Origin of the sequence: Bariatricus sp. HCP28S3_A4 (assembly GCF_052066395.1) — a bacterium.
Lineage (GTDB): Bacteria > Bacillota > Clostridia > Lachnospirales > Lachnospiraceae > Allocoprococcus.
The window spans coordinates 1-12,078 of sequence record NZ_JBQHSE010000014.1 but is presented as its reverse complement, the minus strand read 5'-3'; the positions used below and the strand labels follow the sequence as shown (position 1 = coordinate 12,078).

The 12,078-nt window shown below is 43.5% G+C and carries 10 protein-coding genes; 8 read left to right on the top strand and 2 right to left on the bottom strand.

All coding sequences use genetic code 11. From position 1 onward, the window contains the following. The first annotated feature begins 16 nt into the window (after positions 1–16). Genes ACTNBF_RS08660 through ACTNBF_RS08645 form a run of 4 tightly spaced genes read left to right on the top strand, consistent with a single transcriptional unit; the run spans position 17 to position 4,728 of the window. Positions 17–1,207: a phosphopentomutase gene (locus ACTNBF_RS08660; protein ID WP_427807475.1), complete on the top strand. Its 1,191-nt coding sequence runs from the start codon at positions 17–19 to the stop codon at positions 1,205–1,207. A 33-nt stretch (positions 1,208–1,240) separates the two neighbouring features. Continuing rightward, entirely contained in the window at positions 1,241–1,984 is a 744-nt protein-coding gene (locus ACTNBF_RS08655; protein WP_441089071.1) for a Crp/Fnr family transcriptional regulator, read from the top strand. Continuing rightward, the gene (locus ACTNBF_RS08650; protein ID WP_441089070.1) at positions 1,981–2,802 is read left to right on the top strand and encodes a purine-nucleoside phosphorylase; all 822 of its coding nucleotides are present in this window, start codon (positions 1,981–1,983) and stop codon (positions 2,800–2,802) included. Before ACTNBF_RS08655 ends, ACTNBF_RS08650 begins: the two co-directional genes overlap by 4 nt. Positions 2,803–2,859: 57 nt before the next feature. Then, positions 2,860–4,728 carry a bifunctional metallophosphatase/5'-nucleotidase gene (locus tag ACTNBF_RS08645; protein WP_441089091.1) on the top strand — a complete coding sequence of 623 codons (1,869 nt, stop codon included), beginning with the start codon at positions 2,860–2,862 and terminating at the stop codon, positions 4,726–4,728. Positions 4,729–4,809: 81 nt separating this feature from the next. Here the strand turns inward: ACTNBF_RS08645 and ACTNBF_RS08640 are convergent, their stop codons facing one another. Beyond that, entirely contained in the window at positions 4,810–5,973 is a 1,164-nt protein-coding gene (locus ACTNBF_RS08640) for a M20 metallopeptidase family protein (protein ID WP_427819560.1), read from the bottom strand. A 305-nt stretch (positions 5,974–6,278) separates the two neighbouring features. Here ACTNBF_RS08640 and ACTNBF_RS08635 point away from each other — a divergent pair, with 305 nt between their 5' ends. The 4 genes from ACTNBF_RS08635 to ACTNBF_RS08620 all read left to right on the top strand — a co-directional run bounded on the left by ACTNBF_RS08635 (position 6,279) and on the right by ACTNBF_RS08620 (position 10,896). Next, a complete protein-coding gene (locus tag ACTNBF_RS08635; protein ID WP_427819561.1) occupies positions 6,279–7,022 on the top strand; it encodes a DUF5058 family protein in 744 nt (247 codons plus the stop codon). A gap of 13 nt (positions 7,023–7,035) precedes the next feature. After that, on the top strand, positions 7,036–7,731 hold the full coding sequence (locus ACTNBF_RS08630; protein ID WP_427807463.1) for a hypothetical protein: 696 nt from the start codon (positions 7,036–7,038) through the stop codon (positions 7,729–7,731). Positions 7,732–7,760: 29 nt separating this feature from the next. Then, entirely contained in the window at positions 7,761–9,131 is a 1,371-nt protein-coding gene (locus tag ACTNBF_RS08625; protein WP_441089068.1) for an amidohydrolase, read from the top strand. Between the two features lie 130 nt (positions 9,132–9,261). Then, positions 9,262–10,896 carry a PucR family transcriptional regulator gene (locus ACTNBF_RS08620; protein ID WP_441089067.1) on the top strand — a complete coding sequence of 545 codons (1,635 nt, stop codon included), beginning with the start codon at positions 9,262–9,264 and terminating at the stop codon, positions 10,894–10,896. Positions 10,897–11,124: 228 nt separating this feature from the next. Here the strand turns inward: ACTNBF_RS08620 and ACTNBF_RS08615 are convergent. Continuing rightward, positions 11,125–12,078: IS1634 family transposase (locus ACTNBF_RS08615; RefSeq protein WP_441089066.1), on the bottom strand; the 954-nt coding region annotated here is incomplete at its 5' end.

The window sequence follows — 12,078 nt, the reverse complement described above, 5'->3', positions numbered from 1 at the left end:
TTGAGGTGAGCGTGAAATGAATGAATATAAGAGAATTTTTGTGATCGTTCTGGATTCGCTTGGAATTGGTGCCATGCCGGACTCTCCCAGGTTTGGGGATGAGGGAGTCGATACATTCGGACATATCCTGGAGAAAATGAAAACACTGGACATTCCGAATCTGAGAAAGCTTGGCATGCTGAATCTCCATACTGCCGGAGCGATGGAACCTGTTCCGGACCCGTCCGGGCGGTACCTGCGTCTCGGGGAGGCAAGTAACGGAAAGGATACCATGACCGGTCATTGGGAGATGATGGGGATTAAAACAGAAAAACCGTTCAAGACATTTACGGATACAGGATTTCCGCCGGAACTGATCGAAGAACTCGAAAAACGCTGCGGTAAGAGGGTGATCGGCAATAAGAGCGCCAGCGGAACAAAGATTATTGAAGAGCTTGGTGAGGAAGAAATCAACACCGGAGCGATGATCGTCTATACTTCTGCGGACTCTGTGCTGCAGATCTGCGGAAATGAGGAAACCTTTGATCTGGAAAATCTATACCGTTGCTGTGAGATCGCAAGAGAAATTACGATGAAGGATGAATGGCGTGTGGGCCGTGTCATTGCAAGACCGTATGTAGGTAAAAAGAAAGGTGAGTTTAAACGGACCAGCAACCGGCATGATTATGCGCTGAAGCCCACTGGTGCGACTGCGTTGAATGCTCTGAAGGATGCGGGCCTGGATGTCATCGGAGTGGGTAAGATCCACGACATTTTCTGCGGTGAGGGCATCACGGAAACCCATCATTCCAACAGCTCCGTGCATGGCATGGAGCAGACGATCGAACTGTGTAAAAAGGATTTCCGAGGCTTGTGTTTTGTCAACCTGGTTGATTTTGACGCACTTTGGGGACACCGAAGAGATGTAGAAGGATATGCAAAAGAGATCGAGAAATTCGACAAGAATCTGGGTATCCTTCTGGATGAACTAAGAGAGGATGACCTGCTGATGCTGACGGCAGATCACGGAAATGATCCGACTTACACCGGTACGGATCACACCAGGGAATATGTGCCGCTTATCGCCTATTCCAGAAAGATGGAAGGCGGCGGTGCGCTGGAGAACGAGGATACCTTTGCGGTTATTGGGGCTTCGGTGGCAGAAAATTTCGGCGTAAACATGCCGGAAGGAACAATCGGACATTCCATTTTGAAAAAACTGGTCTAAAAATGGCCGTGTCAAAAGAAAGGAGGAAGATGCGTGAAACATAATTATTTGTATGATGCACTTCCGTTCCTGAAGGATGTAGAAAAAGAGCGGCAGGAACAATTTAAAGAATATTTTAAAAGTGCTCCGTTGTGGCTTATGGAGAACTTTCAGATAGAAGAACTGAAAAAAGGAACCATTTTTGTAAGAGAAGGGGAACCGGCAGATACGATATTTTTTATAGGAAGCGGCATTATCGAAGCAATTGATTATCGGGTATACGGGACGCCATACGATTTTATGCAGTTTAACCGGGTCTACGCGTTCGGAGGAATGGAATTTCTGATGGATCTGGACAAATACATGACCACGCTGCGTACTGTGACTGACTGTGTGGTGGTAAAGCTCGCGAGAAATAAATTTGAAAAATGGATGTATTCGGATATTCAGTCACTGAAGCATGAGGCAAAACTGGTCGGAGAATATCTTCTCAAAGAGGGGCGGAACAGCCGTCTGTACCTTTTCATGCAGGGATCTGACAGGCTGGCGCTGCTTTTTGTTGAGCGCTATGAGAGATACAGTAAGAATGGAATTCTTCATGTCAAGGGAAATCGGCAGAATCTGGCGGATGAGACGGGACTTTGCGTAAAGAGTGTGAGTAGGGGTGTGAAGAAATTTCAGGAAGAAGGGCTGATCACGAAGGAGGGCAATCAGATCCTGATCAGCAAAGAACAGTATGAAGGATTAAAGAAAATCGTTTCAGAGAAAATTGATTTAGGAGAAGGAGGCTTGCGATGAATGACATTTACAAAAAACTGGAAATGTGCTTAAAAAGTGTAAGAACAAAAACGGATTTTCAGCCGGAGGTGGCGCTGATCCTCGGCTCGGGGCTTGGCGATTACGCAGATGGAATTCAGATAGAACAAACCGTAGATTATACAGAGATTGAAGGGTTTCCGGTATCAACGGTGGCGGGGCATAAAGGAAGATTTGTGTTCGGATATGTGGGTGAGGTTCCGGTCGTTGTCATGCAGGGACGCGTCCATTATTATGAAGGATATCCGATGTCTGATGTGGTGCTTCCGACCCGATTGATGGGGATGATGGGAGCGAAGAAGTTGATTCTTACCAATGCGGCAGGTGGAGTGAACTTTGACTATAAGCCGGGAGATTTCATGATGATCACCGATCATATTACGACAGCGGTTCCGAGTCCGCTGATCGGACCGAATATTGATGAACTTGGAGCGCGATTCCCGGATATGAGTGAGGTATACAGCCTGCGAATCCGTGAAATCATCAGGGAAGAGGCGAAGAAACTTGGAATTTCGCTTCGGGAAGGCGTTTATGCACAGCTCACCGGGCCGGCCTATGAGACACCGGCAGAGATTCGGATGTGCAGGAGCTGGGGAGCAGATGCCGTGGGAATGAGTACGGCATGCGAGGCAATGGCTGCCCGTCATATGGGAATGGAAGTGTGCGGTATCTCTTGTATCACGAATTTAGCAGCAGGTATGTCAACGAAACAGCTTGATCACAAAGAGGTTCAGGAGACGGCGGACCGCGTGGCTGCGCAGTTTAAAGCATTGATTACTGCGATTGTGAGCAACATCTGACTTAAGATGTGCAAATAGTTTTTTCGGAAGAAACAGGACGAAGCTTATGACGATGTCCTGCTTTTGGACAGCGGTGATATTTATCAGGGTACACCGCACTCCAATCTAACCTATGGTGCAGCACTACGTGCAGCATATGACGAGATGGGATATGATGCAGTAGGGCTTGGAAATCACGAATTTGATTGGGATGTAACAACATACGCAGCCGATGCTGAAGGTACTATGGCACCTTATGAAATCGGTGAGTTTAAAGGTGATTCCGATATACCTGTATTAATGAGTAACCTGTACTACGCAGGAACGGATGCTCGTGTTAACTTCACACAGGATTACACGATCGTAGACAAAGCGGGGTATAAAGTGGCAATTATCGGATGGGCTGATGACTACAGAGCTGATATCAAGGCTTCTAAAATCGCTCCATATGAAATCGACGATGATATGGATGAGCTGAAAGAATTAGCTGCAGATGTAAAAGAGAATGAAGATGCAGACATCATAATCATTCTGGCACATGCTGATCCGGTTCCGATTGCAGATGCCATGGATCCTGAAGTTGTTGATCTGGTAGCGGGAGGACATACTCATCAGAGAACGAACGGAACTTCTGAAGTAACAGGTATTGACTACATGCAGGGATACCGTTATGCATATGGATATTCTACAACTGAGATCAAGATTAGCCCGGAAGGCGAAGTTGATGTAGTTACACCTACTTATGTAGATACTGCTTACGATAAGAGCCTTTGTGAAAATCTCTATTATAAAGATGGAACCAATACGGCATTGGATCCTGGGGTTGTAAAAATCAGTCAGGCCGCATGGGATGAAGTAAAAGATGAGATGTATGAGGTTCTGTGTACTGTTGACCAGAGCATCACTGGAAGTTGCATCGATCCTGAAAATGCTACAACATCAATTGCCGGTAACTGGATTGCAGATTTGATGCTGGCTGTAATGAAAGATCAAAAGACAATCGCTGCATTTACAAACCGTGGGGGAATCCGCGCAGATCTTGAAATAGAAGATGGGAAGACGACTAGAGATATTACAGTTGCTGATATCTATACAATTTCTCCGTTCGGCAACCGCATCCTGACGTATACAATTACAGGCCGGCAGATGGCGAAACAGCTGGAAAATGCTTTAACAGGATTAAATCCGGAAATCGGTATTGACGGCGGCTACAATGATTCGAACTATGGCGATCAGTTTTCGGGTATCACCATAACTTACAAAGTTGTGGATGGAGGTATTAAAGTAACTTCTATCATCGCAGATGATGGCCAATACATTGATATTAACGATAATACGAAGACATATAATGTTTGTGTAAATGAATACTGCGCAACATTGGAAGGATCTGTATTTGAGAATTTGACTCCGATCGTATCAATGGATGATGCTCCGGTAGATAACCTTAGTACAATTGATGTACTTCGTGAACGCCGTGATACAATAGGTCTTAAGATGGAACTGGATACTACGATTCATTCAATGACCATAGAAAACAAGATTCAGCAGATTGAAGAAACAGTTAAAGAATATAAAGGAAAGACTGTAACCTCTGCAGATAAGGAAGCTATCGTACGTCTGGCAACTGAAATTGATGCATTAATTGCGTCAGGAAGTCTGTCAGAAAAAGAAATGGATACATTACGCTCTGTAAAATCAGATGTATCAGAAATGCTGGCTAAAATTGTTGAGGAAAAAAACAATTCCGACAATAAAGATAATGCTGGTAATAATAATACTGGTAACCAGGGTGATGCAAAACCGTCTGATAAGATAAACGGAAAGGGCAATGGCTCTGTAAAGATAGGAGACACGAATGCAGTTATGCCGTGGATGATTCTGTTGTTTGTAAGTGGTGCCGGAATTATAGGTGCGGCAGAAGTATCCAGAAAAAAACAGAATAAATAAAAGAGGAGGAGTCCTGTGAAATGCCTGATCGTTGAGAAGGGAGGCATTTTGCAGGACTCTGGTTGTGTATTCAAATATGACTTATCTACTTAATTTTTTTAATACGGCTGTTGTATAGATAGCGGCTCCGATCGGAAGAACATCTTCATTAAAGCGGATCTTCGGATTATGCTGAGGCAGTCTTTCGTCCGGATTTTCCACACCGGCTCCCACCATATAGAAGGTTGCCGGTACCAGTTCGGAGATACAAGCGAAATCTTCCGATCCCATTGCGTGGAATTCATCTACGATAAGAGAATCATCGACTTCATGGATCACGTCCCGGCTCCATGCATTTTCCTGTTCGTCACATACAAGAGGCGGTACATCACTGAGGACTTCAATCTCAGCCTTGGTGCGATATGCCTCGGCGATATTCTGCGTGATGGTATGAATCCTCTGGATCATTCTCTCACGAAGTACCGGATCGAATACGCGGAGTGTGCCTTCCAGTTCTGCTGTTTCCGGGATAATATTGGCAGCACTTCCTGCGTGGAATTTGCCAATGGTAAGAGCGACCTCATCAAATCCGGAAACTTCTCTGGACATCAGTTCCTGCAGGCCCAGATGGATATGGATTGCCGTGTTGATCGGATCGACACCGTGCTCCGGTGAGGAGCCGTGTACGCCCTGCCCGGTCAGTTTGATCCGGAAACCGTAAACACCGGCGGCAGGAACCTTGTGGCCGCCAAGTGTTCCCAGAGGTTTCTGAGAAAATACATGAAGAGCCAGCGCGGAATCAACATGTGGGTTCTCCATGACACCGCCTGCAATGGCTGCCTTTGCTCCGGCAAAGATTTCTTCTGCTGACTGGAACAGAAGCTTTGCAACACCGTTTAATTCAGATTCATGTGCCTTGATCAGTTTTGCGGCACCAAGCATCATTGCCGTGTGCATATCATGTCCGCAGGCGTGCATGCATCCGTTTGTAGAAGCGAATGATTCGCAGGATTTTTCTTCTATGGGAAGGGCATCCATATCGCCGCGGATCATATAGCATGTGTCTCCGTGCCCAATCGTGGCAACAATATTGGAACTTTCTTCATAGACCGTATATTCAATTCCCATTTCATCCAGTTTCTTTGTGACAAAATTTACCGTTTTCGGAAGAGTAAGACCAAGTTCCGGAATTTGATGAAGTTCGCGTCTCCATGCAATCATCTCGTCTTTGATCTTTTCAGCTTCCAGCATAATCTGATTTTTCATATAGACCTCCTTTTTCTGCTCAGAGCCAGCCTCGAAGATACTGCCTGGGTCTGAACAGCTATCGTGTTCTTTATAATAGAATACCTTTTTATTTATCAAAGTGTAAGAAATATATTTTCTAAAATGGTATAAATATTTTTTAATGTACAATCTTTCACAGTATTCGGAATAAAAAGTGAAAAAATTTTCATCGTTAGAGGAAAGTGAAGGAAAAGTGAAATTTTCTTTATTTTTATCGGGAAATAAAAACATTATGATTATCAATAGAACTTATAGATAAAAGTTATTAGAAGGAGGAGACAAAAATGGATGTAATGCAGATTGCAAATGGAATCCCAATGTGGATAGCCTGTGGTATTCCGGTAGTACTCGTAGTGATTCAGGCTGTTCTTTTTGCGAGAGGGGCGTACGGTGCAGGAAAGAAGATGGGACTTGGTGAGGACAAGATGAAGAAGGCAATGAAGAGCAGTGCCATCACATCAATTGGTCCATCCATCGTGGTACTCAGCGGAATGCTTTCATTATTAGTAACGGTAGGAGGACCGGTAGGCTGGATGCGCCTTGCTATGATCGGTTCGGTTATGTTTGAGTCTATTGCAGCGGGCCTTGGTACTTCAGCAGTAGGTGTAACGCTTGGTACAGATCCAATGACTGAGGAAGCTCTTGCCATGGCAGTATGGACCATGGTTCTCTGCTCTGTCGGCTGGGTAATTTTCTCAACTTTCTCAGCAAACAAGATGGATAAGATTGAGCACAAGCTTTCCAAAGGTAACTCAGGTACACTTTCAACCATCGCAAACTGCGCGATTATCGGTGTGTTTGCAGCCATGGTTGCAAGCCATATTTCCAAACCGTTCTATTCAATGGTATTAAAAGCCGATGAAGTGGCAATGTCTTCCGCATGGCATAACATGCTGGCATGTATTCTCGGAGCAGTTATCATGTTTGTACTGAATACAGTTGCCAATAAGAAAAATATCGGATGGCTGAAAGAATGGGCCCTGACAATTACGATTCTGGGTGCAATGATCATCACTGCACTGGTTTAAGGAGGAAGATAAGATGAGCAATAATTTCTATAAAGACGAATATATGCCTAAGGTAAATAAAATAGGTAAGCTTACCGGCGTGCTGGGAGTTATATTAGCTTTTTCACCGGCAATCGCACTTGCAGTTGTTTACGGAATCCTTCCAAAACCGGCAGCGCTCCTGACCGCATTTATCAGCGGTGTCAGCGCATTTGGAGTTCTGTGGTTTGTAGAGCCGATTTCTTATTATCCGGTACTTGGAACCGCAGGAACCTACATGGCATTCCTTTCCGGTAATATTTCAAACATGCGTGTACCGTGTGCAAGTATGGCACAGGTGGCAGCGGATGTTGAACCGGGTACCGAGCAGGGATCTATTATTGCAACTTTAGGTATGGCTGTTTCTATTATTATTAATGTATCTGTTCTTACAATCGGAGCCATTCTTGGAACAAGCGTATTGTCTATGCTTCCTGCTACTGTTAAGACGGCACTTAATTATCTGCTTCCGGCACTTTTTGGTGCACTTATGGTTCAGTTTGGTATAAAGATGGTGAAACATAGCCTGATTATGCTTGTCATCGCATTTGCACTTTACTTTGCAATTGGTATCGGTCTTTTCAACTGGCTTCCGGGCGCTTCTAACTGGCTTGGAACTCTGGGCTGTGTATTTATCAGTATTGCAGTTGGATTTGCTACCATGTCAAATAATACAAAGAAGAAAGCGTAAGATTTTAGAATTGTATTGGAGAGGGTGAAATGAAAATGGAAAAGAAAGATCTTCATCTTGAGGTGAAGAAAATGGAGTCTCTTCTTCAGACCTCCTGCAGAACAATCTGGGAAAATCCGGAAGTAGGTGGGACTGAAAAAGCTTCGGCAGATTATTTCCGCAGGCTTTTGGATGCAGAAGGATTTCATATTATAAATGAAGAGCATCTGGAGCATGCATTTTGTGCAGAGTACGGCTCCGGAAAACCGGTGATTGCAATTTTAGGGGAATATGATGCGCTTCCCGGACTTTCACAGAAAGTGACGGACAAAAAGGAACCGGTTAAAGCGGGTGCACCGGGACACGGATGTGGGCATAACCTGCTCGGTTCCGCGGCAGCAGTCGGTGCGATCGCAGTAAAACGTTATCTGGAAGCGGAAGGAATAAGTGGAACGGTACGTTTTTACGGATGTCCGGAAGAAGAACTTCTCTGTGGAAAAGTGAAAATGGCATATTATCATATGTTTGACGGATGTGATTTTGCGATCAGCTGGCATCCGATGAGTGCGAACATGGTCTATGACAATGGATATCTGGCAAGTGCATCTGCACATTTTGAATTTAAAGGCAGAAGTTCTCATGCGGCATTTGCACCGGAGCTTGGAAGAAGTGCGCTGGATGCAGTGGAACTTATGAATGTAGGTGTGAACTATTTAAGAGAGCATGTGACATCCAAAGCACGAATTCATTACACCACAGACAGCGGTGGATTTGCTCCGAATATCGTTCCGCCGAGAGCGGGTTCATGGTACTTCGTGAGAGCACCGTACATTTCCGACGTAAAAGAGATTCTTGCAAGAGTTGGAAAAGTGGCGGAAGGCGCAGCACTTATGACAGAAACCCAGGTGGAAATGAAAGTGGATTATGGATGCTGTGAAATGCAGGAAAATCATGCGTTTGGAGATCTGGCTTATGAAAATCTGAAAGAGGCAGAACTGCCTGTATTTGACGAAGAAGAAATGGCATTCGCCAATCGACTCCTTGAATCCGTTTCCGACGCAGACAAAGAGAAAGCGCAGAAGTTGTATGAGACAGAAGGAAAGCCGATGGTGTGGAAATTGAATTCGCGCAATCTGTATGAGATCAATCCGCTTACTGCATCTTCTGACAGCGGAGATGTCAGTCATATGATGCCGATGTGTGCGATATCGACATCCTGTTGGCCGGCGGGTGTGGCTCCGCATACCTGGCAGTCGGCAGCTGCAGCCGGTAGTTCCCTTGGAGAGAAAGGAGCGCTGTGTGCTGCGCAGGTTATTGCCGGAATTGCATATGATCTCTATAATAAGCCGGAAGTTCGGGAAGATATCTTGAAAGAGTTTGAAGAAAAGAAGGATGAATATACTCCGATGTATGAAGGCTAGTCCGGAGAAATCATGAATCATAAATAAGTGTAACAATCGTATTCTTGACATCAAGTCAAGGCGAATGTTACACTTGTTTTAAATTTGGATACAATTGGATTGGCTTGTTTTACAAAAGGTGGAAAGAAATATGGGAATAGCATTGTATCAACTGTTGGCCTTGGATTTTTTTAAAGATTTTCATGTGGTGGCCGGAAAGAATGGATTGTCTAAAGAAGTGCAGGGAATCGCAGTTATGGATTCTCCGGATGCCTTTCGATGGGCTAAGGGAAAAGAACTTTCGATGACGTCGGGATATGCGCTTTCGAAGGAGCCTCACTGTTTGGATGACGGATTTAAGAACGGGATCATGCAGCGTACAGCCGGACTTATGATTAAGAGGGCGCGATACATGGATGAGATTCCGGAGCATGTGATCGAATTGTTTGAGAAACACGATGTACCGCTCATCAGCATGCCATTTGAAATTGCGTTCATGGATGTCATTAATCAGATTAATGTGACTGTGATGAACCAGGCATTTCGAAGATTCCGAATTCAGAATGACAGTGTGTTTCAGCTGTCTAATCTGGATTTTAAAGAAAGGAAAATCAAAAAAATTCTTCAGGCTGTAGAGTTGGAGATGCATTTCCCGGCTTTTCTCTATGATATCAGCGAAGAAAAGGCGTATTACAGTTCTGCAAACTTCAGAAGAATATCGGATGATTCCCATTTGAAGGATGAGGATTACTGGAATCCTTCCATGGAACACACAAGACATATTCTCTGTGAACATATTAATATGATGAGATACCGTTTGATCGATCCGCAAAGCCCGGATGGTCCAAGGATCAGCTGGATTCTGATTCCCGTTGTCATGAATGAAGTGGTGCAGGCTTACTTTGTTGTCATGGAGTCAAAGGAATTTATAGATTATTGCGATGAGTATTCGATTCGGATTGCGTTCCTGGAACTTCAATCGGTGTACGAACAGATCATGGTTGCACAAAGTGTCGGAAATATCGGATTTGAGAACTTTATTTTGTATGCTCTGAATTATGATGAGAAAGACAAGGACCGGTTGATCTATCAGGCAAGCCAGCATGGAATTCCCATGTCGAAGAAATATATCTGTATGATGTTTGCCCAGACGAAAGATGCAGCTGTTAATGCCAGAGACGAACGTAAGAATTTTGTGAGAGCTTTTCAGGACAGCTCGGTATCTAAATTTGGGAGATTTGCGTTTTTGGATGAGAACAATGGAATGATTCTCTGGGATACACAGGAAAAAGATATGTGTAGTCTGAAATATTTGGAGAATGTCTTGGAAGAGTTCCGGCTTAAGGTCAGAGAAAAATGCAGCAATATGGAGCTGGAATTTGCGATATGCCGTGATTCTGTGGATCTGCTGTCGCTGAAGAAGAGTGTGCAGAAATGCCAGAAAGTGATGACGATGGGCAGGAAGCTGTTCGCAGAAAAACAGATCTGGGATTATGAGATGCTGGGGCCATATGCATGGATCGATATTGAAGAAGAGGAACTGGAGGAAATGCTGAGCCAGTACCGGATCCTTATGGAAGATGAGAAGAACAGAGAACTTTTGAAGACTTTGAAGATTTATCTGGAAAATAACATGAACTTTAGCATTACAGCAGAGAAAATGTATGTACACATCAATACGATCCGCAAGAGAATTGCCAAGATCAAGGAACTGTTGGATGTGGAATTGGAAGATCGGATTTCCAGACTCAAGATAGAGATGCTTTTGCAGTTTTTATCGCTATAAAACAAAAACATAACAGTGTGGATTTTGCGTATATAAGATAAAATGCACAAAATCCACACTGTTTTTGTGTGCAGTTTGTGAAAAAAGCAATGATAAGCTACCCTTTAAATTGTTAACAATTGACAATTTACAATCCTGTCTTTGACAGTTAGCAAAAGAAAAAATCGCTGTATCCCTTGCGCTTACTTGGGTACAGCGATTTTCATCGTTGTTATAGAGTATTGTAATTTATTTCCTTCCTTTACTCTGTTTCTGAATTGTTTTCATTTTACTTTTGGTTATGAATTGATAGTCTGTTCGAAATCCACAAGCTTCATGAAGATCATCTGTAATGGACTCGCGTTTATATGTAGGAATAAATCCTTGTTCTTGAACCTCGACAAAATTTATTGTTTTCAAGGTATCTAACAGTTCTTCACAGGTATATTTTGATTCGAGCTTTTTCGTAAGAAAACGATAGATTATCAGTGCGAGAAAACAAATCAGAAAATGTGCCTTAATACGGTTTTCATCCTGTAGATAAACAGGTCTTGCCGAAAAATCCGTTTTCATAATTCGAAAACATTCTTCTATTTGCCATCTGCCTTCACTGACTTTTAAAACATCTCCAACTTCATCATCCAGAAGATCTGTGCATACAGCATAAAGTCCATCATATTGAGATTCTTCTGCAATCTTATTTTCGTCCAGGTAATGATGGATATCAGCGACTTCACCTTCTTTGGTAGAAGCTGTGGTTCCGATAAAACGGGCTGGATCGTTTGGGTTTTTACGATTCTTTTTTGTGTTTCCTGAATCTAACATTTTTTGTGCACGTTCCACTTGTTTATCGCGAAGCGTTTTCTGATAAATCGCATATTTAGGTGAGTATGTAATGATCAGGCGCTGGTGAAGTTTCTTTGTAGTATAGGGTTCATCTTTATAATAAAGGCCTTTATCATCTGCAGGTAGTTTTGTGATATCAACGGGTGTATCATCCGAAACTCTTTTAAACCCTTGTGGATTCAAAGCCCATTCTTTTTCTTCTTTTTTCAGTTTCTTGATAGACTGGGTTACGATATAGGCTCTTTCTCCCATATGATTATAGGATCTGATATCTTCAGATCCCAGTCCGGCATCACTACAATAGATAAATTTCTGACAGCCAAACTCTCCAAGAACTTTCTTTTCCAATGGTTTTAG

Coding starts and splice junctions, on each gene's coding strand:
- ACTNBF_RS08660 (WP_427807475.1), top strand. CDS start 17: ATGAATGAATATAAGAGAATTTTTGTGATCGTTCTGGATTCGCTTGGA.
- ACTNBF_RS08650 (WP_441089070.1), top strand. CDS start 1,981: ATGAATGACATTTACAAAAAACTGGAAATGTGCTTAAAAAGTGTAAGA.
- ACTNBF_RS08640 (WP_427819560.1), bottom strand. CDS start 5,973: ATGAAAAATCAGATTATGCTGGAAGCTGAAAAGATCAAAGACGAGATG.
- ACTNBF_RS08635 (WP_427819561.1), top strand. CDS start 6,279: ATGGATGTAATGCAGATTGCAAATGGAATCCCAATGTGGATAGCCTGT.
- ACTNBF_RS08630 (WP_427807463.1), top strand. CDS start 7,036: ATGAGCAATAATTTCTATAAAGACGAATATATGCCTAAGGTAAATAAA.
- ACTNBF_RS08625 (WP_441089068.1), top strand. CDS start 7,761: ATGAAAATGGAAAAGAAAGATCTTCATCTTGAGGTGAAGAAAATGGAG.
- ACTNBF_RS08620 (WP_441089067.1), top strand. CDS start 9,262: ATGGGAATAGCATTGTATCAACTGTTGGCCTTGGATTTTTTTAAAGAT.